Source organism: Bacteroides xylanisolvens XB1A, from assembly GCF_000210075.1.
GTDB lineage: Bacteria > Bacteroidota > Bacteroidia > Bacteroidales > Bacteroidaceae > Bacteroides > Bacteroides xylanisolvens.
In genome coordinates this window covers 4068111-4093508 of sequence record NC_021017.1, presented here as the reverse complement: position 1 = coordinate 4093508, position 25398 = coordinate 4068111, and the positions used below count along the sequence as shown (strand labels likewise).

16 protein-coding genes are annotated in these 25398 nt (G+C 42.3%); 11 read left to right on the top strand and 5 right to left on the bottom strand.

Features of this window, described 5'->3' with window-relative positions; all coding sequences use genetic code 11:
• The first annotated feature begins 115 nt into the window (after positions 1-115).
• From BXY_RS15590 to BXY_RS15575, 4 genes are all read left to right on the top strand, one after another.
• Positions 116-895 (top strand): hypothetical protein, encoded by a 780-nt coding sequence (locus BXY_RS15590; protein WP_008642253.1) that lies wholly within the window; start codon positions 116-118, stop codon positions 893-895.
• 663 nt (positions 896-1558) lie between these two features.
• A complete protein-coding gene (locus tag BXY_RS15585) occupies positions 1559-2635 on the top strand; it encodes a glycoside hydrolase family protein (protein WP_004312563.1) in 1077 nt (358 codons plus the stop codon).
• Between the two features lie 39 nt (positions 2636-2674).
• Positions 2675-3184: a DUF4450 domain-containing protein gene (locus BXY_RS15580; RefSeq protein ID WP_004308507.1), complete on the top strand. Its 510-nt coding sequence runs from the start codon at positions 2675-2677 to the stop codon at positions 3182-3184.
• Positions 3150-6320 carry a DUF4450 domain-containing protein gene (locus BXY_RS15575; RefSeq protein ID WP_008642250.1) on the top strand — a complete coding sequence of 1057 codons (3171 nt, stop codon included), beginning with the start codon at positions 3150-3152 and terminating at the stop codon, positions 6318-6320. The genes BXY_RS15580 and BXY_RS15575 overlap by 35 nt, the downstream gene beginning before the upstream one ends.
• 68 nt (positions 6321-6388) lie before the next feature.
• On the opposite strand, the gene BXY_RS15570 is transcribed toward BXY_RS15575, so the two are convergent.
• The gene (locus BXY_RS15570; RefSeq protein ID WP_004308505.1) at positions 6389-7852 is read right to left on the bottom strand and encodes a glycoside hydrolase family 28 protein; all 1464 of its coding nucleotides are present in this window, start codon (positions 7850-7852) and stop codon (positions 6389-6391) included.
• A 220-nt stretch (positions 7853-8072) separates the two neighbouring features.
• On the opposite strand from BXY_RS15570, the gene BXY_RS15565 reads away from it, so the two are divergent.
• From BXY_RS15565 to BXY_RS15545, 5 genes are all read left to right on the top strand, one after another.
• Complete coding sequence (locus tag BXY_RS15565) at positions 8073-9974, top strand: rhamnogalacturonan lyase (protein ID WP_004308504.1); 1902 nt, start codon at positions 8073-8075, stop codon at positions 9972-9974.
• 14 nt (positions 9975-9988) lie between these two features.
• The gene (locus BXY_RS15560; RefSeq protein ID WP_015532412.1) at positions 9989-12952 is read left to right on the top strand and encodes a glycoside hydrolase family 2 protein; all 2964 of its coding nucleotides are present in this window, start codon (positions 9989-9991) and stop codon (positions 12950-12952) included.
• A gap of 71 nt (positions 12953-13023) precedes the next feature.
• Entirely contained in the window at positions 13024-13272 is a 249-nt protein-coding gene (locus BXY_RS15555; RefSeq protein WP_004308502.1) for a DUF3791 domain-containing protein, read from the top strand.
• On the top strand, positions 13269-13793 hold the full coding sequence (locus tag BXY_RS15550; RefSeq protein WP_004308501.1) for a DUF3990 domain-containing protein: 525 nt from the start codon (positions 13269-13271) through the stop codon (positions 13791-13793). Before BXY_RS15555 ends, BXY_RS15550 begins: the two co-directional genes overlap by 4 nt.
• Positions 13790-13996, top strand: coding sequence for a DUF3791 domain-containing protein (locus tag BXY_RS15545; protein WP_004308500.1), 207 nt, complete (start codon positions 13790-13792; stop codon positions 13994-13996). The genes BXY_RS15550 and BXY_RS15545 overlap by 4 nt, the downstream gene beginning before the upstream one ends.
• Positions 13997-14066: 70 nt before the next feature.
• Here BXY_RS15545 and BXY_RS15540 read toward each other — a convergent pair whose 3' ends face one another.
• From BXY_RS15540 to BXY_RS15525, 4 genes are all read right to left on the bottom strand, one after another.
• Entirely contained in the window at positions 14067-18359 is a 4293-nt protein-coding gene (locus tag BXY_RS15540) for a hybrid sensor histidine kinase/response regulator transcription factor (RefSeq protein ID WP_008775429.1), read from the bottom strand.
• A gap of 225 nt (positions 18360-18584) precedes the next feature.
• A complete protein-coding gene (rhaM, locus tag BXY_RS15535; RefSeq protein WP_004308498.1) occupies positions 18585-18899 on the bottom strand; it encodes an L-rhamnose mutarotase in 315 nt (104 codons plus the stop codon).
• A gap of 19 nt (positions 18900-18918) precedes the next feature.
• Entirely contained in the window at positions 18919-20328 is a 1410-nt protein-coding gene (locus BXY_RS15530; protein WP_015532410.1) for a glycoside hydrolase family 88/105 protein, read from the bottom strand.
• A gap of 3 nt (positions 20329-20331) precedes the next feature.
• On the bottom strand, positions 20332-22173 hold the full coding sequence (locus BXY_RS15525) for a rhamnogalacturonan lyase (RefSeq protein WP_015532409.1): 1842 nt from the start codon (positions 22171-22173) through the stop codon (positions 20332-20334).
• Between the two features lie 244 nt (positions 22174-22417).
• Between BXY_RS15525 and BXY_RS15520 the strand changes: the two genes are divergently transcribed.
• Positions 22418-23557 (top strand): glycoside hydrolase family 88/105 protein, encoded by a 1140-nt coding sequence (locus BXY_RS15520; RefSeq protein WP_118219695.1) that lies wholly within the window; start codon positions 22418-22420, stop codon positions 23555-23557.
• A gap of 129 nt (positions 23558-23686) precedes the next feature.
• Positions 23687-25321: a rhamnogalacturonan acetylesterase gene (locus BXY_RS15515; RefSeq protein WP_015532407.1), complete on the top strand. Its 1635-nt coding sequence runs from the start codon at positions 23687-23689 to the stop codon at positions 25319-25321.
• The last annotated feature ends 77 nt before the right edge of the window (positions 25322-25398 follow it).

The following is a 25398-nucleotide window of genomic DNA, read 5'->3' as shown; positions in this document are numbered from 1 at the left end:
TTATGTGTTTGTGAACATATGTACATGTTTAATGGAATTTTTTCACTAGTCGGAATAAAAAGTTCAGACTAATTTTGTCTCAGAAAAAATTATCAACACATTTAATTATAGCATTATGAAAAGATCAGTATTAATTTTAAGCCTGGCAGCCTTTGTATTATCAAGCAACGCACAAGTATTAAAAAGCAATCTGCTAAATGGATATAAACAAGGTGATAAATTGGAAAAAGCTACATATAATAAAGCTGATGCTCCGATAAAAATAGATACCTGGTGTGAAGCATTCTCTTCCCAAACTGACAAGAATGCCGGTAGTCCCATTACCGGACAAGAGCTCAGTTATGAGGGATATACGGAAAAAGGAGTATCTATCAAAATAGGAGAACTCCCGGAAAATGTGAAAGGTTCAAGATTTAGCGTATATTCCATTTCTGAAAAGAATGACTATTGCAGGGGAACTTTATACCTTTCATTTTTGGCAAACTTTTCCTCCGTCGCTTCCAGTCGCTTAGGCGATTTCATTGCTCTTTCCCCTGTTCATACTGGCGGTAATCTGCGTGCCAGAGTATATGTCGGTAAGATAGACGATGAACATATCCGATTCGGGACTAATCTGTTAAGAGTTAATGCAGAATCCTTCAAAAGCCATGCGCTTAATAAGACGCATCTATTGGTTCTCAAACTGGATTATAAAAAGAACGAGGTTTCATTATTTGTAGACCCAGCCTTAACAGCAGAAGAACCTCAACCCGATGTGGTAGCGAAGGGGGACGAAGATAATAACAAATTAAAAGGGGGGATTCGTTCTATTTCATTTAGGAACCGCGATGATTTGACCGGAAATGTCGGTAACTTCCGCTTCTCTTCCAGTTGGGCAGGTGTGATAGCTCAATAAAAATCTATTTTTATTATTGCATTATGATGTAATATGGAGCATTGAATTGTGTACAATGCTCCATTGTTTTTACAATCATGTCACTTAAATTCACTTCTGTCATTTTACATCATAATAAGTATTATCCTCCTCCTTCACATAAAGAAAAAAAATGACTTATCTTTAATAGACAAGCTTTCTGTTTTTAATAAACTATTGAGGAGTTTATTAAAAACGGTATCCAAGTTTATTATAAATTATAAATTTCGATTTTAAGGTTCTCCCTGTACTTTTTCATAACAAAAAAGACTGCGAACCTTATAAAGATTTGCAGCCTTTAGCTTATACGGTAACTCTCACAGCTTAACTATTGTAAGGAGCTTCTGATATATTGTTATAATATTGTACTATTCTATTTTCATTCTTTTTTAAATTCTTTATCCATTAATCTTTCCGCTTGCAAATATACAAAATTAAAAAGGCTTTGTCAAGAGTGCGCTACTATAAGAAAAAGTATTTGTAACAAAGTTCCATATCTAATACCTTACAACCATAATATCGCTATTTGTGGATAAAACTACATACAAAATGGAATTTTTTCATCATAGCTATTTGCAGAATCAACCTAATTTTGTCATACAGGTCTAAAAGAATTATTAATCATATATAAATATCACAGAAATTATGAAACACATCCTTTTTTATGCATTATTCTTTATTTTAAAGATTGCGTCGGCACAAGCCCAAAGTCTTGACCAGCCGAAGAACTATCCAGCAGATGCTATTTCTTCTTTTGCTGAACGTCTGGAACCTATGGGACGCATCTTGGAAGACGATAATTATTATGTGTGGTGTTGTGCACCAATTATAGATGAAAAGAATAAAGTACATGTATTTTATTCACGTTGGGAAAAAAAGTATGAAATGAAAGGATGGCTGGGGCATTGTGAAATCGCACACGCCGTAGCCGACCAACCGGAAGGCCCATACAAATATGTATCAACAGTACTGTCCCCCCGCCCGGGCTATTTTGATGGTAATACATGTCACAATCCAAGCATTTATAAAATAGACGGTCGTTACTGGCTATTTTACATGGGAGCAACCAATGGTAAATTTGGAACGAAACGTATCGGATACGCTGTAGCAAACTCTATTTGGGGACCGTGGGAAAGATGCGAAAAACCATTATTAATGCCTGGAAATACAGGTGAATGGGATGATTATATTACCACTAATCCAGCTTTCTTAAAACATCCGGACGGAAAATACTGGCTTTATTATAAATCTTGTAATGAAAATGAATATGTGAACCAACATATCAATGGTATTTCAGGTAACCGGAAATATGGGGTAGCTTTTGCAGATAAAATCACAGGACCTTATCGACGATATGAAAAAAATCCGATCGTCGATTTCTCCGGTTTCGGAGAAAACAGGCAAGTAGAAGATGCGTATATCTGGTATGAAAACGGTATATTCAAAATGTTAATGAGAGATATGGGGTTCTACGACCATACAGTGGGGCTCTATTTCGAATCCAAAGACGGGCTGAACTGGCAAAACCCTCAAATTGGTTGGTTTGGAGCAGAGCATTATATCAAACAACCACCCGCTCCTAAACATCTCAAACGTTATGGACGTTTCGAACGCCCGCAAGTACTAATGAAAAATGGAAAACCGGCTTACCTTTTCACGGCTTCCCAAGGGGGAAAAGCAGAAACATCTTCAGGTTTCGTCTTTAAAATCAAGCCCGAATAAACGAACATAGAACTTAAAGTACACTTATAAAAAACTGTTATGAAAAAAATTATATTGATATTATTTACCTTGTTGCAATTCCCGGCAAACGCAAAAGACTTGCCTCACTCCTCCTATTGGCACGGAGAAGAAAGAACTCTTCGATATAAACCCGAAGGAGAAGAGTTTGTAATAACCAATGGAAATAAAAGATTTACTAGAGCTATTTATGGAACTAATACCGGCTTTCGTTTTGAAACCAGTGACTTCCCCGAATTCGGACTTTACATGCCTAACCTCGGTGGAAGTGTATATATGGCTATATCTACCCCCTCAAATATTACTTGGATAAAAGATATGGAATTCATTGAATCTCGTTTTAAATCCGGGCAACGCACCTACATTGTGAGAGACAGGAGACATCTAGGAAACGGCAGTCTGACAATTGATGCTGTAGCTATGTCCGATGGCGATGGATTAGTAGTAAGATACAAAGCCAAAGACATCCCTGCCGGCACTAAAATCTTGTGGATATATGGGGGGAGCCAACAATCAGAAATTCGGACGTGAGGGAGACTTGAATTCCGACCCAGCCGATTGTTTTTTCATTAAAGCCAACAATTGTTCCGGAAATATATATCAAATTAATCAAAACAAATTTACGATACAATACGGGCACCACACCAGCAACAGAGCCTCTCAACATAAAGTAATGTCCATAGCAGGAACCTTTCCTATCGGAACTGATATAAAAGAAGTGGATGGAAACCTTATTGACCAATTGGACGAACTTATCACATCCCGCAAATCAAACAAACCGGTTATCATAGCAAAATATCCGGTTAGTACCATTCCTTTCTATATTGAACTGCACAACCCTAAAAGTCATAGTGAGTTTCAATATAATGATCTCAGTAATGTTTTCAACAAAGGTGTTGAGTTCAGAACCCAAATAGCTTCCAGAATCAAAATAAAAACACCTGATCCATTTCTGAACACATTAGGAGGCACCTTCTCTGGAGCGGAAGATGCTGTATGGCAATCTCCATCGTATCTACATGGAGCCATCTGTTTCCGCGAATTACTTCTTACCGGTTGGAGAGGGGCTTATCTCGCAGACTTGATGGGATTAGAAGATAGGGCAAAAACTCACTTTAACGGTTATCTTAATTCGCAAGTTATAGATGTTCCCGTCACATTACCCCATCTTCAGGACACAGCCCTAAACCTCGCACGGTCTGCAAAAATATGGGGAACCCCCATGTATAGTAATGGTTATATAGGAAGAGTTCCTAATAGAAGAGACGTCATGCATCATTATGATATGAATCTAGTCTTTATAGACCAACTGTTGTGGCATCTCAAATGGACCGGAGATCTTGATTACGCACGAGAAATATATCCTGCCCTCCAACGTCACTTTACATGGGAAAAAAAACTATTCGACCCCGATAACGACGGGTTATATGATGCCTATGCTTGTATCTGGGCTTCAGACGCATTACAATACAATGGCGGTAAAGTGACACATTCTACTGCATATAACTACCGGGCAAATAAAATAATGGCAGAAATATCCGAAAAATTAGGAAAAGATCCAAGCATATACAAAAAAGAAGCAGAACTTATATTATCTGCCATAAACAAAGAATTATGGATAAAAGACAAAGGATGGTGGGCGGAGTTTAAAGATAATATGGGAAACCGGATACGACATGACAACGCTGCCATATGGACTATTTATCATGCAATAGATTCTGATATACATGATCCCTTCAAGGCATATCAGGCAACCCGATATATAGATACGGAAATCCCCCACATCCCCGTCATGGGAAAAGGTTTGAAGGATACTGCCAATTATGTGATTTCAACAACAAACTGGCAACCTTATATGTGGTCTATCAACAATGTCGCTTTCGGAGAAATCTCACATACCGCCCTTGCTTATTGGCAAACAGGACGTTATGAAGAGGCTTTCAAAATGTTCAAAGGAGCTGTTCTGGATGCGATGTACCTTGGTTCAGGTCCGGGAAATGTCACACAATTGTCATTCTATGACGCAGCCCGCAGAGAGACATATCGTGATTTTGCCGATGGAATAGCGACAGGGGTACGTGCTCTTGTACAGGGTATGTACGGTATCATGCCAGATCTTATTAATAATAGACTAACGATAAGACCCGGATTCCCCGATGATTGGAATTTTGCAGAAATTGAAACTCAAAATATGGCATATACTTTTGAAAGGAAAGGCAATATAGAAAGGTATTCTATAACTCCTAATTTACTCAAAAAAGATGTCAGCTTGTCAATGGAAATAAAAGCTATAAGAAACAAAATTAAATCTATCAAAGTAAATGGAAAAGATACACCCTATACTTTACTTACAACCACTATTTTATCTCCAGAAATTAAGTTTGAGGCAGGAATAGCTGACAAATACGATATCACGATAGAATGGGACGGAGAAAAAATAAACAGAGACATGATATCTGTCAATGTAGCCAATGGCAGCCAGTTCAGACTAAATATTCCTTATAAATCAGGAAAAATATATGACCCGCAAAACGTTCTGCGTCATGCAAACTTAAAGAATGACATACTAACCGGCACTATAACCGCTCAAAACGGACATCGCACTGTATTTGTCAATATCACCAATGGAAATATGAATTATTGGCTTCCCATAGATATAAATGTCAACAATCCGCTTGATATCGTTTGTGATTCTGAATCTTCTTCTCTTATTTTTACCTTGAAAAACAATATGGATAAAGTGATAAAAGGTGATTTGTATATCAATGGTAAAAAGGTGAATGAAAACATCAATATAGAAGCTCATGGAAAAAACAACTATGAATTTGATATTCCCATTGCATCTTCAGGAACTAATAGAATAAAAGTCAAATCCGGAAAAGACACTTACTCTTTTCGAGCCATCAATTGGAATATCTCTGTACCGGAAAAATCAGTTTATAAGACGGTAGACATGAAGAAAATATTTAATGACAAAGTAAGTAATATATTCGCTTATGGAAAATATATGTTCCCAAGATGGAAATACACCACATTACAAGTTCCGACCCAAGGTATGGGACAATGGTGTCATCCTCAAAGTATTTCTGTTATTGATGACCGTGGAATAAGAAATAAGGCTTCAAGAAATAACAATAGATTCATTATGCCACAAGGAATACCTTTCAGTACTCCAGGAGAAAAAGAATATAATAATATTGCATTCACCACATTATGGGATAACTACCCGACTTCCATTAATATACCACTAAACGGTAAAGCTTCTAAAGCCTATTTCCTCATTGCAGCTTCCACTTATTATATGCAATCTCATATAGTAAATGGCGAAATCAAAATAGAATATACAGATGGACAAAAAGAAGTACTGAAACTTATATTACCAGATAATTTAATTCCTTTAGATCAGGATATATTCGTAGATGGATATGCTTTCAACACTAAAGATCCACGTCCGTGGAGAGTACGCCTTAAAACAGGTGATGTAAGCAAATATCATGCAGGCGAACTTGGAAAAACAATATCGAACAACCCGATATCTATTGATGGTGGTATGGCTACAATGCTTGATCTGCCACTCAATCCAGTTAAAGAATTAAAATCATTATCTTTGGAGACGACAGCCAATGAAGTCGTGATAGGATTGATGGGAGTAACGCTAGTCAAATAGCCACAGAATGAGGGTGATCAATGATACACCCTCATTCTATATATTTCTGGACACTGTCCATAATATTCCTACTGATAACTGATTTCTATTTTACTATCAATATTGTATTCTTGTCTTACTTGACTCTTATCTTCCACTTCCAAATAAATTTCACTTAATCGAACTTTTTTTCCATACACTATCTTTCCCGCTGTTTTCACTTGTGCTCGAATATTAAATAGATAGAAGTTCTCAATACGTAAACTATCATTCCACCCCGAAGCTGTAATGAAACATTTAGATCTTTTCGCTCTTACATGAGAGAAATAAACATTGCGAAAGTGTGGATACCCTTTTTCTTTAGGTTCTACTGGAGTCAGCATTATTTTCCAATGTGCAGGAATCTCCCTACTTTCATATTCTACAGGTAATTTCGAATAACTATATTTTGGATGCCAGTTCAAATCCACCTCCAATACATTAGATACACTATCAGCCTCAACTCCTGTGACATAAATATTCTCTACTGTCCCACCACGATTCATAGACGATTTAAGCCGTAATACAGATCCTGTGCCATACGCTATCAGATCATGAGCCAGTACATTACGAATAGAACCGGAAGTCTCACTTCCGCAAGTCAGTAACCCTGCACCTTTACGGGCAATACAGTTACGAACCACCACATTCTCCGTGGGACGATTCACACGCAGTCCGTCGGCGTCACGCCCTGCCTTAATACAAATATTATCATCGTTGCAATCCACATCACAGTTTTCTACCAGAATATTGGTAGATGAATCAATATCAATGCCATCCGTACTTGGTCCGTGACCTCCTACATTATTATTAATAGTAAGTCCGCTCACCGAACAATGATCCGAATACAAAATCTGACAAGCCCAGAATCCCGTACGCACCAACGTAAAGTCTTTCAACGTGATATGCTTGCTGTTGGAAACCAGTACTCCCCTCACCCGCTTGCAATCATAATCCACAATCCAACGCAGATTCTTCTTCTCATATTCCTCCCGCATCGCCCAATATTTATCCCAGAATACTTTTCCGCGGCAATCGATAAAACCTTCCCCCGTAAGAGCGGCATTTTCCGCATCCATTATATTGATAACGGCCGAAGGCCATGTCATTTCGATACCGGCAATGCGGGAAGGAAATTCCGGATAGTCCTGAATATTATCACTCGCAAGCAAGGTAGTACCTTTACTAAGATGCAGATTCACACCACTCTTGATAAACAAAGCACCTATTTTATAATACCCCGGGGCAACAACTACCGTACCTCCTCCCTGTTGGTGACAAGCATCAATAGCGGCCTGGATAGCAGGAGTACTGAATACGGAAGTGTCATTCCGCAACCCGAACTTTCCGGCATCCCATTCTGTGTTTTCCGGAGTCCTCTGCGCCCCCACCTGATCGGCCCACGACAAATCCGGCTCTGCAGATACACTTCCCCAATCATAAGCAGGAATCGTCTTTTTCGGAGTTGTAAAACCAATCAAGGCCAATAGTACAATAGATAAAAGATACTTCATAATTACTTCTTTTAGTTCACGTTGCAAAATTATCGCATATCATCAAAGAGGTAATGGACAGATGTACGCAAAAGATAGAATATTATATCATACGGACAATTAACTTGAAAGGGTGCACAATTGTATATAGTCTTTGTACATTTCTCCATTTCATACATCACAAAAAGGAGTAATTTTGCGAGTGAATAAATACAATAAGGTCCAAACCGATAAAACAAATATGAGAAGAATTGCAATTTATCTATTGTGCATATTCATGTTACTGCCTGTTGTAACAATGACAGCACAACCTGGTTATAACTACTCAAAGTTACAACGGGAGAAACTAAACCGCGGCGTAGTTGCCATTCGCGAAAACCCTTCAGAAGTAATCGTTTCGTGGAGGTATCTTTCTTCCGATCCGATACAAACCGGTTTCAACGTATACAGAGACGGGAAGAAATTGACAGACACTCCCATCACTGTCAGCACCCTGTTCCGTGATAAGAATAACAGTCAGAAAACGGCTGTTTACGAAGTGCGTCCTGTTCTAAAAGGAAAGGAGACGCATCACATTGACGGTACATACACATTCCCGGAAAACGCGCCTCTCGGCTATCTGGAAATTCCCCTGCAAAAACCGGCAGACGGAATAACTCCGGCAGGCGATACCTACACGTACAGTCCCAATGATGCTTCCATCGGTGACGTAGACGGTGACGGCGAATACGAAATTATCCTCAAATGGGATCCCAGCAATTCACACGACAATGCACACGAAGGTTATACAGGCGAAGTATACATCGATTGTTACCGAATGAACGGAGAACAACTATGGCGTATCAACTTGGGTAAAAACATACGTGCAGGAGCTCATTATACTCAATTCATGGTGTACGATCTGGATGGTGACGGCAAAGCGGAAGTAGTGATGCGGACTGCCGACGGAACAGTGGACGGAAAAGGAAAAGTAATTGGAAATGCTGATGCAGACTATCGCGAAGCCGGTACTTTTGACCCAAGCAGGAATCAAATGATGAAGCAAGGACGTATTCTGAAAGGCAAAGAATACCTGACTGTTTTTTCAGGAGACACCGGTGAAGCCTTACATACCATCGACTATATCCCTGCCCGCGGCAACGTTGCCGACTGGGGAGACGCAAAAGGTAACCGAAGCGACCGCTTCCTGGCTTGTGTAGCCTATCTTGACGGAGTACACCCAAGTGTTGTCATGTGCCGAGGCTACTACACACGCACCGTTCTGGCGGCCTTCGACTGGAACGGAAAAGAACTGAAGAACCGATGGGTATTCGACAGCAACCATCCCGGATGCGAGCAGTACGCCGGACAAGGAAACCACAATCTGCGTGTAGGCGATGTGGATGGTGACGGATGCGACGAAATTATTTACGGTTCCTGTGCTATCGACCACAACGGCAAAGGACTTTATTCTACCCGAATGGGACATGGAGACGCCATCCACCTGACACATTTTGACCCTTCCCGTAAAGGTCTGCAAGTATGGGACTGCCACGAAAACAAACGTGACGGAAGTACGTACAGAGATGCCGCCACCGGAGAAGTGTTATTACAGATAAAAAGCAATACCGATGTAGGACGTTGTATGGCCGCCGACATTGACCCGACTCATCCGGGTGTGGAAATGTGGTCAGGAGATTCACAAGGAATTCGAAACGTAAAAGGAGAAATCATAGCCCCTAAAATGAGAAATATGCCGACCAATATGGCTGTCTGGTGGGATGGAGACCTATTACGCGAACTATTGGATAGAAACATGATTATTAAATACGACTGGGAAAACAAAAAGTTTGTTCCGCTTGTCAAATTCACAGGAACTCTTTTCAACAATGGAACGAAATCGAATCCTTGTCTCCAAGGTGACATTATAGGCGATTGGCGGGAAGAAGTACTCGTACGCTCCGAGAACAACGCTGCTCTCCGGCTCTACGTTTCGACTATTCCGACCGAATACAGATTCCACACCTTCCTTGAAGAACCGATATACAGAATCAGTATCGCTACCCAAAATGTAGGCTATAACCAGCCAACACAACCGGGATTCTATTTCGGACCGGACCTTATAAAAATGAAAGGTACTTTCAGAGGATATCAATTCAAGTAAGTTAAGAGACTATCATGAAACACAAATTATTTCTTTTCACATTTCTCCTGGCTATACTGTCCGCCATTAATATACAGGCATCCGAACGCAAAAAATACAATTTCAACAGCGAATGGAAGCTGCGGATAGGAGACTTTCCTAAAGCCAAAGATACAAAATTCGACGACAGTAAATGGAAACAAGTAACTTTGCCCCATGCCTTCAATGAAGATGAAGCATTCAAACTTTCCATTGAACAATTGACAGATACAGTGGTATGGTATCGCAAGAGTTTCCAGATTCCGGAACTGAAAAGTAATCAGAAAGTATTCGTCGAATTTGAAGGAGTACGCCAACGCGGAGACTTCTATCTTAACGGACATTATCTAGGCAGACACGAAAACGGTGTTATGGCGGTAGGGTTCGACCTGACTCCACATATCAAAGAGGGTGAGAACGTGATTGCCGTTCGCACCGACAACGACTGGATGTACAGAGAAGAAGGAACTAACTCTAAGTTCCAGTGGAACGACCGCAATTTCAATGCCAACTATGGCGGTATTCCTAAAAACGTCTTCTTGTACGTTACTGATAATGTATATCAGACTCTTCCCCTATATAGCAACCTGAAAACGACAGGCGTATACGTCTATGCCCAAGACTTCGACATCCAAGGACGCAAAGCTACGATTCATGCCGAATCGGAAGTCAGAAATGACAGTAAAGCTACCCGGCAATTCAGCTATCAGGTGACTATACTTGATGCCGACGGCAAACTAATGAAAACTTTCCAAGGTGATAAAGTGACTTTGAAAGCCGGAGAGACTAAGACGGTAAAAGCATCTGCCATCCTTCATAATCTTCACTTCTGGAGTTGGGGATATGGTTACTTGTATACGGTAAAAACCGCTTTGAAAGATGATAATAATCAGATATTCGACGAAGTCAGTACCCGCACCGGCTTCCGCAAGACCCGCTTCGCGGAAGGAAAGATATGGTTGAACGACCGTGTTATCCAAATGAAAGGGTATGCACAGCGCACCAGCAACGAATGGCCGGCAGTAGGTCTGTCCGTACCTGCCTGGTTGAGCGATTTTTCTAATGACCTGATGGTGAAAGGAAACGCGAATCTGGTTCGCTGGATGCACGCTACTCCGTGGAAACAGGATGTAGAATCCTGCGACCGTGTAGGTCTGATACAGGCAATGCCTGCCGGAGATGCAGAAAAAGACCGTGAAGGACGTCAATGGGAACAACGGGTGGAGTTGATGCGAGACGCGATTATCTACAACCGTAATAATCCGAGTATCCTGTTCTACGAATGTGGCAACAAAGCCATCAGCCGCGAACACATGATAGAAATGAAAGCTGTCCGCGACAAATACGACCCGTTCGGCGGACGTGCCATCGGATCACGTGAAATGTTGGATATCCGCGAAGCGGAATACGGTGGCGAAATGCTGTACATCAACAGAAGCGAACATCATCCGATGTGGGCGACCGAATATTGCCGCGACGAAGGTTTAAGAAAGTACTGGGATGAATATAGCTATCCTTTCCACAAAGAAGGTGACGGACCACTTTATAAAGGACAACCGGCCACTGACTATAACCGCAACCAAGATGAACTTGCCATCACCATGATAGCCCGCTGGTATGATTATTGGCGTGAGCGTCCCGGAACGGGTAACAGAGTCAGCTCCGGCGGTACTAAAATTATCTTCTCCGACACCAATACCCACTACCGGGGTGCGGAAAACTACCGAAGAAGTGGAGTGACGGACGCGATGCGTATCGAAAAAGATGCTTTCTACGCACATCAGGTAATGTGGGACGGATGGGTAGATACGGAAAAAGACCAGACCTACATCATCGGACACTGGAACTATCCGGATAATACGGTAAAACCTGTGCAGGTAGTATCTACCGGAGAAGAGGTGGAGCTTTTCCTGAATGGTAACTCCCTGGGTAAAGGCAAACGCCAATACAATTTTCTCTTTACTTTCGACAACGTAGCCTTCAAACCGGGCAAACTGGAAGCTGTCAGCTACAATAAAGCAGGGAAAGAAATCAGTCGTTATGCTGTAAATACAGCCGGTGAACCTGCCAGTCTGAAACTTACCGCTATCCAAAACCCCGAAGGCTTTCATGCAGACGGTACGGATATGACATTGATACAGGTGGAAGTGGTAGATAAAGACGGACAACGTTGTCCGTTGGACAACCGCACTATTCAGTTCACACTCAAGGGTCAGGCGGAATGGCGCGGAGGTATTGCTCAAGGTAAAAACAATCATATTCTTGATACAAACCTTCCGGTAGAATGTGGTATCAACCGCGCACTGATCCGCAGCACGACGGCTGCCGGAAAAGTAACTCTGACAGCACAGGCTAAAGGACTTCTAAGTGCCTCTCTCACATTGGAAACGGTGCCTGTAAAAGTGACCGGAGGTTTGAGTACCTATCTTCCGCAGGCCACTTTGAAAGGCAGACTGGATAGAGGAGAAACACCTTCTACCCCTTCTTACAAAGACAGCAAAAAGGGTGTACGAATCGTTTCGGCAAAAGCCGGTTCCAACAATAATGATGCTGAAAAAAGCTACGATGATATCGAACTGACCGAATGGAAGAATGACGGTAAACTAAGCACTGCATGGATTACCTATACATTGGAAAGAGATGCCGAAATAGACGATATATGCATCAAACTGCAAGGATGGCGTTCACGAAGTTACCCGCTGGAAGTATATGCCGGCAACACCTTGATTTGGAGCGGAAACACGGATAAAAGCCTGGGATATATTCATCTCAATGTAGAAAAGCCCGTACGTGCTAATACGATAACCATCCGCTTGAAAGGAAACACCAGTGACAAAGATGCTTTCGGACAGATTATCGAAGTAGAGGCTATAGCGGCCAATACAATGGAATTGGAAAAAAGCAGTAGCAAACACCAGTTGAGAATCATCGAAGTTGAGTTTCTCGAAACAATCAAATAAAAAAGTTCCGGCAATGTTGTTTATTTGCCTGCCATCAAGTATCTTTGTTCATAAACTGAATTTTAACGCTTATGTGTAAACAACCGGATATCCTAGAAAGTGAAAAGATTCACTTTGCAGTCATGGCAATAGAAGCTGGAGCACGCGAAATGGGAATTTCTCCTATGGAAATGCGCCGACGTTTAGAGAAAATGAATCTAATCAAACGTCTTCTACTGGACAATTACGAAGTGATGCACACACAAAGTCTAAAACATGTAGGCGAGGATGTGGTCGAGGCTTTGAAGAACTGGGAGGCACAGGAGGGCGAGAAGGGATGAAAATAACACTTTATCATGGCTCCACCCTTTCTATAGAGCATCCCTTAGCCAAAGTGGGACGTGCCGATTTAGATTTCGGTAGAGGTTTTTATCTAACCTCACTACGCTCACAAGCAGAACAGTGGGCTGCCCGCGTACAACTATTACGGGCAAGTACTACTGCATGGATTAATGTATACGAATTTGATATGGATGCAGCTATAAAAGCTGGATTCAAGCTACTTCGTTTTGATGCTTACGATCAGCATTGGTTGAATTTTATTGTCGCTAGTAGGAATGGAAAACAGCCTTGGAAAGATTATGATATTATAGAAGGAGGCGTAGCAAACGATCGGGTTATTGACACCATAGAAGATTACCTTAACGACATTATCACCATAGAGCAAGCCCTCGGGCAATTGGTATATGCACAACCTAATCATCAGATATGTTTGCTCAATCAGCAACTCATTGATACATATCTACATTTTGATAATAGTTTTCCACTGGATACTATGGACAGAAAAGGAGGTAACAAATGAGAGAACAAGTACTTTGGAGAAAAATCAGTCGCATCGTCCTATTATTATCAGCCCGATTGGAGATAAGCCCGGAAAGAGCATTAAATCTGTTTTATGAAACGAATGTATGTGCCATGTTACATGACTCCCGTTACGGACTGCATCTAATGAGTGATACTTATATTATAAATGATGTATTGCGTGAATTACAAGACAAGCAGTAATTTTAGAATATATTATGATACCAAGCAAACAAAATCTCTTCTTTTCATACCGTTCCTTTTTGAATCCTTATCACTCATTTTTTTCATTTATTCCTTCATTATTCACACCACGCTGATAAACCGATGGTGCCACCCCAAACTGTGCTTTAAAGCATTTGCTGAAATAAAAAGGATCACTGATGCCTACCTTGTAAGAGACTTCCGCAACCGTTAGATTATCTTCTGACAGCAACAACTCCGCCGCTTTCTTCATTCGCACCACACGCAAATATTCATTAGGCGAATATCCTGTTACGCCGCGTAATTTCCGATAAAAAACGGTTCGTCCCAACTTCATAAGCTGCGCAAACTCATCAATAGAAAATTCCGGGCGGGCAAGATTCTGTTCGAGAATGGCAGCCAAGCGGTCTGCAAATTCTTTATCCCGTTCGGTAGTACACATAGCCGGTCGCACAATACCCGGTTCGTTGGAGAACTTCTCACGCAATTTATCACGCTGTTCGATCAAACGGAATACACGTGCCAACAGCAGTTTAACGCTGAATGGTTTGGCGATGTATGCATCCGCACCTGCCTCAATTCCTTCCAGATGCTTTTCCGGTGAGTTCAACGCAGTCAGAAGGATAATGGGAATATGACTCGTATCAAAATCTGTTTTTAGTTTCTTGGTCACTTCAAATCCGGTCATTCCCGGCATCAGAACATCACAGATAATCAGGTCGGCATCATACGTACGGGCCTTTTCAAATCCGGACGTGCCGTCGGCAGCCACTTCCACTTCAAAGTATGCGCCAATTTCTTCCCGTAGAAACTCACGGATATCATTATCATCTTCAATAATCAGCACTTTCCGTTTGTTCAAAGGAGCAGCCATCTTTTCCGGGTCAGGAAGCTCTTCCGAAAGCTGTAACAAATGATGTACGTGACCGTCTGCCTCTTTCAGCAATACGTTGCCCGGAACAAGGAAGTCTTTCTCCGAATACACCGTCTTATCTGTCGGAATACATACGGTAAATACAGAACCGCCACCTTCATTGTCTTTATACTCAATCGTACCTTTATGCACCTGCACCAGTTCGTGGCTCAAATGCAGACCGACTCCAATACTGTCACCGGAGAAATTACTCTGCATAAACCGCTTGAACAATTCATTCTGTTTCTCTTTAGGAATCCCCACTCCCGTATCCGAAACCTGAATCTGCAATGTTTGCTTCCCTTCGTCCACATTCACCGAAAGAATAATCGTTCCGTTGGAAGGAGTATATTTAAATGCATTTGAAAGCAGGTTATAAGTCACCTTATCCAAATTACCTTTATCAATAAACATCTTATAAGATGGCACCGAAGGCAAGAAACGGAAGTTCATATTCTTCTGTTCCGCCACGTCGCCGAAACTCAAAAATATTTCATAAAGGAAAGAGATGACATCTGTTTCCTCTAAAGAAAGCGCCAGTTTATTATTCTGCATCTTTCTGAATTCCAATAACTGGTTGATGAGTCTCAACATACGTTGCGTACTCTTATCCATTGTTTTCAGAGGATATATCAATTCGCGCGGAATATCCGTGACACGCTGAATTTTCTCCAAAGCTCCCTGGATTAAAGTAAGCGGCGTACGGAATTCATGAGAAATATTGGTGAAGAAGACCAGCTTATATTCAGTCAGTTGCTTCTCTACGTTAATACGGTTACGCAAACCATTAAAGTTGCGGACGATGCGGAAGGCAAAATACAAGGCTACCATCAATAACAGAACATAGCACAACATTGCCCAGTTAGTCTTCCAAAACGGTGGGACGACTACGATCTTCAGTGTAGTCTCACTGTCGTTCCATATACCCGATCCATTGCTGGACTTGACATGAAGTATGTAGGTTCCCGGATTCAGGTACTTAAAGGAGGCGAAATTCAGTGGAGAAGGAGCACTCCATCCCTGGTCGTAGTTTTCCAACCAATACATATATTTCGTATGTCCGCTATCCGAATAGTCGAAAGTGGAGAAATCTATCAGGAATGAGTTTTGAAAATATTTCAGCGTAATTTCATCCGAATAAGCAAGAGACTGTTTTAAAGGAGAATCCTCCATCTGCGGATTCATCTGGGTCCCATTGACGTACAAATCAGTGAAAACAACCGGAGAAAACGTTTCACTATCTTGTATCTTTTCAGGGTCGATCACAATTAATCCATAGTTTGTACCAAAAAGCAATTTCCCGTCTTCACGCATACAGGCACTATTCTCACTATACACATTTCCTAAAGTATAGGAAGAAAAGAAATAGTTCTCAAAAGAACGGGTGGACGGGGTGAACTTGGAAATTCCATATTCAGTCGCTACCCAAAGGTTTCCTTTTCTATCTCCCAGAACAGACTGGATCACATCGTTGACCAACCCTTCGGAAGTTCCGTAATGCTCATATTTCAATGAATGATAGTCGTCCTGCGGCGTACAGAGGTTCAGTCCCGAACCGGAAGTACCAATCCACATACGTCCCTTCGTATCACGATAGATACATTTGATTTCATTACTGCAGAATTTTCCGTTTGTATAACTGAAGAGATGATAATTATCACCATCCGCAATCAGTGAGTCCGGATGAAAGATACAAATCCCCTCACTGGTTCCTACCCAGACCATTCCGTTTTCATCTTCTTCTATCACACGCACCATCCTCATTCCGAACGTTTGCTGGAAGAAATGCCGGAATTTATATTTCCCGTCAGAAGTAGGTTCAGCCAATTCGAGCCCTCCGCCGAATGTACCCACCCACATACGGTCTTTACGATCGCGATAAATAGCAAAAACGTTATTATCCGACAATGAAGTTGGGTCGGACGGGGTATTATAATACCAGGTATCTCCCACCTTCAATCCATTACCACGGGTTCCAGTCCACATCCGTCCCTGGCGATCTTCAGCGATTGCATAAATATTGGAATGAAAATATTGATTCGTCATTTTCGACTGAAGATTTGCGTCAAAGGTATAAAGTCCGCCTTTACGCGTACCTACCCAAATATCGCCATTAGACATCTTGGTCAACATACGGATGGTATTCGAACGGTCGAACAGTTCACGGGACTCGGGATAGATGCGGGAAGTTCCTTCATTCAACACTGAAATGCGGGATAAACCCGAATATTCCGAAGCTACCCAGATGCCACCGGCACGATCTTCCATGACATATTGCAGGAAATCCGAACTGATATGACTTTGATCGTTGATGTTGGCAACGAAATGTTCCAGTTTATCTTCGGCTGTGTTATAAGCAAAAAGCCCATTCCCATAGGTAGAAATCCAGATGATTCCGCGGGAATCATGTACGATATGATAACGTTCGAAGTCGATGTAACTGATCTTGTCTTGAGGGATCAACTGGAAATCTTTACTTTCACCGGTTGCGGCAACCACATAGGTGAGGCGTCCTGTATGATTATATATCCAATAGTCTCCGTGGTTGTCGCGAATCAGTTCGCCCTTTTTAATATTCAGACGAGGATCAGCGGCTACCTCTCCGGTCGTAAAATCATAAGTATATACTCCGGTCGTAGTCAGAATCATCCATTTATCTTTCAACAAGAAATTTCCGGTAGGCGACGTCTGCCCTGCAACGGTTGAAAGGGCAGCCAGCTTCTGCATCTTCTGCGTAGCCGAATGGTAATAATAAATATCTCCATCTGCCGTAAGGAAATACATGTCATCCTTATAAGCCAGAGAAGAAGTGAAATGAATCAACCGGTCTTCTATCCGATATTGTCCATTGGAGACAGAAACTAATCCGCATTGAGTGCCGATCCAGATACGTCCACTGGCATCTTCATTCACGAATTTCACCCGGTTGTCCGGCAGGTTTCCACGTTCTGTCCTGAATACGGTGGATGTCATTTCACCGTTTTTCTGATGCACCATACGTCGGCAACCATTGCCTTGATGTGATAACCATACGTCTCCGTTGGCTGTAACAAATACAGTAGAGTAATTCTGCCTTAACTCGCCGCAACCCGTGTAATCAACAAAACGGGCACGTTGCAAATCATAGCAGCTATATAGTTCAGGTGTAGTGGAAATCCATAAAAAGCCATCTTTATCTTCTGTGAGATCGTAAATCCGGTTGTCGGCCAAAGACACTTTATCTCCGGCTTCCGGACGAAAGGTCAGGAAAGAGTTGCCATCATAACGACTTAATCCGTTCAAGGTAGCCAGCCACAAAAAGCCTTTGCTATCCTGATAGATGTATCGGATAGAGTTGTTGGGAAGACCGTCACTAGTTCTCATTTGTGTAGAACGAAGCTCTATTGCACTATAGGCATTCAGTACAAAGCTAACAAGGAAAGTGAAGACTAAAAGGTGTCTTTGCGTCATATAGATTCCAAGATTAATAATAAATGTAGGACAAAAATAATCAAGATAGTTGAGATAATAAAAGAAACACTCCATTAAATAGTAGGAAGTGAATATGCTAAAGGACAATTATTACCATTTTTTAGACGCGGATTACACGAATGACGCGGATTTTTTATTCTTAAATCTGTGTCATCCGTGTAATCCGCGTCTAAAAAATTACAGACTGATAGAATTACTGAAAACTCAATCCATGTGGAATACTTCCGGCAAAGGAATGGATACGGGTGAATTGTCCGGATTCACTTCCATGATATCCGCCATATAATCCCACCATTTCTGTACGATTTCCGTATTACCTAAATCCTGCGAACCTGCTCCCCCTTCCGTTTTTTGGAAAGCAAACAGGATATTTGTTTCTTTATCCCAATAAATCGAATAGTCCGACACTCCATTCTGTGAAAGCAGTGCTTTCAGTTCGGGCCAGATGGCAGCATGTCTTTTTTCATATTCGGCTTCACATCCGGGTTTCAAATACATTTTAAATGCTTCTCGTTTCATGGTTTCAATCTATTTAAAGTTAATCTTTCTTTTCTTCTGTGTCGATAGCAAAAATAGGTGCTGTCGTCTTTTGTTTCACCTGGTAGTATTGAACGGCACTGTCATTCATCTGTGGATATTGATTTTTCAACAAGCGAATCATTTCCGCACCTGCCCAAAGAACCGGTCCGTAACCATGTGCCGCATATACATTGACCGGACGGTAATAGTAAAAAGCAGGGTCGAAAGCCATTCCCGTACCGACACAGGTTCCTTCCACTTGCCCCTCCGCATTTATCTTGCCGGCTACGGCATGCCATCCCAGATGAGTAACCGGTCCGTAAGCAATGGCGTCAATCCATCCTTTATTGATGGCGTGTGCCAGGCAGTATACATATATCGCAGTAGCGGAAGTTTCCAGGTAAGAATCATTCCGGTCGAGCAGTTGGTGCCAAAGTCCTTCTCCACTTTGCAAGGCTGTCACTCCACGTACATGAGCCCGGAAATAATCCATCACTTTCGCACGTTGAGGATAGTCTTCCGGTAGAACGTCGAGCAGTTCGCAAGCCGTCAACATAGCCCAACCGTTGGCGCGCGCCCAACAAAAAGCAGGATGATCGCTACTGCTTTCCACCCATCCGTGACGATACAGTCCTTTTTCGGGAATAAACATGCGATCGGCAAATTGCAGGAATTGTCTCACTGCTTCTGCCAGATATTTATTTTTTTGCCCCTTGTCATAATAACTCATCTGTGCTACTGCCGGAATACCCATAAACATATCATCCAGCCAAAGAGTGTTATGCTGCGGACGGTTGCGTGCAAAAGTTCCATCTGCCAGACGATACTCTTTATTAATGATGAAATCAAAATAATTACGTATCAGTTCATCCACAGGAAGCGAGGGATCTTTCAAACGGACTTTCACCATCGCCGCGCATACGGCTCCCGCATCATCCAGTGCGTGCGGAGTGAGGATTTGAAGCAACTGCGGGTCCGTTGTGCCCTTTTCTTTATAAACACGCTTGAAATGCGGTGCTACTTCGGCCAGAAAACGAAAACGATTCTGTACATAATCCATATAGCGTGTGTCACCCGTAGCTTCGGATGCCGCTATCAAGGCAGAATAGGTCACTCCCCATTCATAACTTGCCAAACGAAAAGCTCCACGCTCCAGTTGTGCCTCCTCTCCCATCGTTGTATAATTGGTAATCACTTTACCCGTATTCTTGTCTACCACACGGGCGGGAGTCTCCTTATCTATATAAGCAAATACACGGTCTACCTCTTTCTTTACCTGTTCCGGTGTCAAATCACCATAAGTGCCCTGATAAGCAGGTTGCAATAAATGCAAAGGCGTGTTTGAGTCATTCACTACAGTTTTCTTTTTCTGTGCGCTGACAGGCAAAGCTATCAGCAACGAAGCAATGGCTATGATACGAATATTCATATTTTATTTTTTAGGTATTTTACATCCTCTGAATAGGGTTCCCTGCAAATCCGGTCCAAAGTAGAATCCCGGTTGTGTCGGCTGGTTGTAGGCTACGTTCTGGGTAGCGATACTGATGCGATAAACAGGATCCTCCAAAAAGGTGTGGAAGCGGTAATCAGTGGGAATGGTAGAGACATAAAGCCGCAAAGCGGTATTATCGGCTGTGCGCAACAGTACTTCTTCCCGCCAGTCGCCTACAATATCCCCTTGCAGGCAAGGTGTTGCCTTCGTTCCGTTGTTGGAAAGAGCTCCTTCGAAAATGGCTATACGCTCACAGACTCCTTTCTTCCAATTATATTTGCTGACTATATTTCTATCCAATAGTTCGCGCAGTAAATCACCGTCCCACCAGACAGCCATATTACATGACAATCCTCTGACACGGGCTTTCACCACTTCTCCTTTTATATTTCTTATTCCTCCGGAAGCAAGAGACCACATTTCAACGCCCGGTTGGGTCGGGTCAATATCAGCCGCCATGCAACGCCCGACATCTGTACTATCTTTTATCTGGAAAAGAATTTCTCCGGTTGCCGCATCTCTGTATGTACTTCCGTCACGCTTGTTTTCGTGGCAGTCCCATACTTGCAACCCTTTGCGGGAAGGGTCGAAATGAGTCAGATGAATCGCGTCTCCATGTCCCATCTTCGTTGTGTACAGCCCTTTGCCGTTATGGTCGATGGCACACGAGCCGTAGATAATCTCATCGCATCCGTCACCGTCTACGTCACCTACCCGAAGGTTATGATTACCTTGTCCGGCATAGTCTTCACAACCGGGATGGTTACTGTCGAAAATCCAGCGTTCTTTCAGTTCCTTTCCATTCCAGTCGTATGCTGCCAATACTGTACGGGTATAATATCCACGACACATCACAACACTAGGATGGATGCCGTCGAGATAGGCAACACAAGCCAAAAAGCGGTCACTACGATTACCACGATTGTCTCCCCAGTCCATCAGGTTTCCTCTTCCCGGTACGTAATCAATCGTTTGCATCGCTTCTCCTGTCAGACCGTTGAAGACAGTCAGATATTCCGGTCCGGTCAAAATACGTCCCTGTTCATTCCGATAGTCAGCTTGCGCATCTCCAATCACTTTTCCTTTTCCGTCCACTGTTCCGTCGGCGGTTTTCATTACTACTTCCGCTTTACCGTCACCATCGAGGTCAAACACCATAAACTGGGTGTAGTGTGCACCGGCACGTATATTACGTCCCAGATTAATGCGCCATAAATGTTGCCCGTTTAATTTATAACAATCGAAATATACCTCTCCGGTGTAACCGTCATGCGAATTATCGTGTGCGTTCGACGGATCCCATTTCAAGATAATCTCATATTCCCCGTCACCATCCACATCGCCGATACTGGCATCATTAGGAGCATAGAAATAACTTTGTCCTGCCGGAGTCGTACCGTTTTCAGGACGATTCAGCGGGATGTTCAGATAACCAGCCGGAGCATCGGACGGCAATTGATAATTGCTTTCCGTTTTTGATTGGATAGCTTTGACGGTATAAAGTACGGATTCCGTACCTTTATATATATCCTGAAAGAAAGTCGCATTTCTTATCGGATATTTGTTTACCTTTTCACCGTTTCTATAAACATCAAAAGATTCGTCCATCGGGTCGGAGGACAGATAACGCCAAGACACGGCAACAGTAGATGGATTCTCTCTGATGGCAATTACACCGCGTCCCAAATGTTCGCGTTTCAGTTTCGAAAAGTCATAGTTCGGCTGCGCCACTACAAAAGCAGCTATCAGACACAGACTTAAAAAAGCACTTATGCATTTCATAGTTTTATCGTTAATCAATTTACAACACAAAAGTAAGCGGCACAGCCTACTTATAAAATAGAATATTGTACAGATCTATGTAGAAATCATCATATAGCCCACTTTTAAACCGCATTATAACTACCTGGTGAACAAAAATGAATATATCTGAACGGAAATCCATTGAAAAAGAAAAGTGCGTCCCTTATCTTTGCCAATGAAAATTAGAATGAACACCCAATTAATAAAACAGAATTATTTCACCATGAAGAAATCACTACTCTCATTCTTTACAGTAACTCTTCTTTGTCTTATGACAGGAAAGCCGGTCATGGCACAAGAGTTACCTGCACAAAAAGAGACTTTAGAGACTATCGTAAAAGTAAACGACTACTTTATGAAAAAGTATGCCGATTACACATTGCCTTCTTTCTATGGCAGAGTTCGTCCAAGCAATATATGGACGAGAGGCGTATATTATGAAGGATTAATGGCTCTGTATGGCATTTACCCTCGTGAGGATTATTATAAGTATGCCTACGATTGGGCTGATTTCCACAAATGGGGAATGAGAAACGGCAATACGACCCGTAACGCAGACGACCATTGCTGCGGACAAGTTTATATCGACCTTTATAATATGTGTCCGTCCGATCCGAATATGATCCGGAATATAAAAGCAAGTATCGATATGGTAGTCAATACTCCGCAGGTGAACGATTGGTGGTGGATTGACGCTATCCAGATGGCAATGCCAATCTACGCTAAGTTTGGGAAAATGACCGGTGAACAGAAATACTACGATAAGATGTGGGATATGTATTCTTACACTCGTAACGTGCACGGAGAAGCCGGAATGTATAATCCTAAAGATTGCTTGTGGTGGCGCGATCAGGATTTTGATCCTCCTTACAAAGAACCGAATGGAGAAGATTGTTACTGGAGTCGTGGAAACGGCTGGGTATATGCAGCTCTTGTACGGGTATTGGATGAAATCCCTGCCAATGAAATACATCGCCAGGATTATATAAATGATTTTCTCGCTATGAGCAAGGCACTTAAAAAATGTCAGCGTGAAGATGGTTTCTGGAATGTGAGTCTTCATGATCCGACGAACTTCGGAGGTAAAGAGACTTCCGGAACAGCACTGTTTGTATACGGCATGGCTTGGGGAGTGCGCAACGGACTGCTCGACCGCAAAGAATATCTTCCCGTCCTTTTAAAAGCATGGAACGCTATGGTGAAAGATGCCGTACATCCGAACGGATTCCTGGGATATGTGCAGGGAACAGGCAAAGAGCCTAAAGACGGACAGCCGGTTACTTATAAGAGTGTGCCCGACTTTGAAGACTACGGAGTCGGTTGTTTCCTGCTTGCCGGAACAGAAGTTTATAAATTAAAATAACATAGACAGTTTTTTCATTAGGTTTAAAGATAATCATTCATTAGGTTTAGTTAGAGGTTAGTTAGTAGCTAGTTCCCTCACTGACTGTTTAGACACCGGTCAGTGAGGGATTTCAAAGAAAACAGATTCATGAAAAACAAATTATTCCCGTATATATGTTGGCTGATGGCCATTACATTTAGTTTGCAACTGCAAGCGCAAAATAAAGTTTCCGCTCCCATGGCAGACGTCAATCAAGTAATTGACAACACGCTGGACAGCCTGAATAAAGCACGTACCTCGCGACCGGAAGCCGGTTCGAGCCGGAAAGGTGACAACCCTGTTCTGTTCCTGGTAGGTAACTCTACCATGCGTACCGGAACTTTAGGAAACGGCAACAACGGACAATGGGGATGGGGCTATTATGCAGGTGATTATTTCGACTCTAACCGGATTACTGTAGAGAATCATGCGTTGGGTGGAACCAGTAGCCGTACTTTCTATAACCGTTTATGGCCGGATGTAATCAAAGGAGTACGCCCGGGAGACTGGGTTATCATCGAACTGGGGCACAATGACAACGGCCCATACGACAGCGGACGTGCCCGTGCTTCCATTCCCGGAATTGGCAAAGATACACTGAACGTAACGATTAAAGAAACCGGAGTAAAAGAAACCGTATATACCTACGGGGAATATATGCGTCGTTTCATTCAAGATGTAAAAGCCAAAGGTGCTCATCCTATCCTATTTTCGCTTACTCCCCGCAATGCTTGGGAAGACAAAGACAGCACCATCATCACACGTGTCAACAAGACTTTTGGATTGTGGGCAAAGCAGGTGGCAGAAGAACAGCATGTTCCTTTTATTGACTTGAATGATATCAGTGCCCGCAAATTTGAGAAGTTCGGCAAGAATAAGGTGAAATATATGTTCTACATCGACCGTATACATACAAGTGCTTTCGGTGCTAAAGTAAATGCAGAATCTGCTGCTGACGGAATACGTGCGTATGAAGGACTGGAATTAGCCAATTATCTGAAACCTGTTGAGAAAGATACAGTGACAGGTTCCAGTCGGAAAGAGGGACGTCCGGTATTGTTTACTATCGGAGATAGTACGGTCAGAAATGAAGATAAAGACAAAAACGGTATGTGGGGTTGGGGAAGCGTAATTGCTGACGAGTTCAATCTAAATAAAATTTCTGTAGAAAATCGTGCGATGGCAGGACGTAGTGCACGTACTTTCCTCGATGAAGGTCGTTGGGATAAGGTATACAATGCCTTGCAACCGGGGGACTTCGTTCTGATTCAGTTCGGACATAATGATGCAGGAGATATAAACAAAGGGAAAGCCCGTGCCGAATTGCGCGGTTCGGGAGATGAGAGCAAAGTCTTTCTAATGGAAAAGACAGGCAAATATCAAGTTGTTTATACTTTCGGCTGGTATCTTCGAAAGTTCATCATGGATGTTCAGGAGAAAGGTGCCATTCCCATCGTTCTTAGTCATACGCCACGCAACAAATGGAAAGATGGAAAAATAGAACGTAATACCGAGTCTTTTGGCAAGTGGACACGTGAAGCTGCGGAAGCTACGGGAGCTTATTTTATCGATCTGAATAAGATTAGTGCCGATAAACTAGAAAAGAAAGGTGTGAAGAAAGCAGCAACTTACTATAATCATGACCATACACACTCTTCTTTGAAAGGAGCGCACATGAATGCGAAAAGCATTGTTGAAGGGTTGAAAAAGAGCGATTGCCCGTTAAAGAATTACTTAAAGTAAGAACATAAGGGATAAAGTACGCTATCTATCCCGTAATCTATTAATAGAAAAGTTACTCTTATCCCTTTGCAAACTTC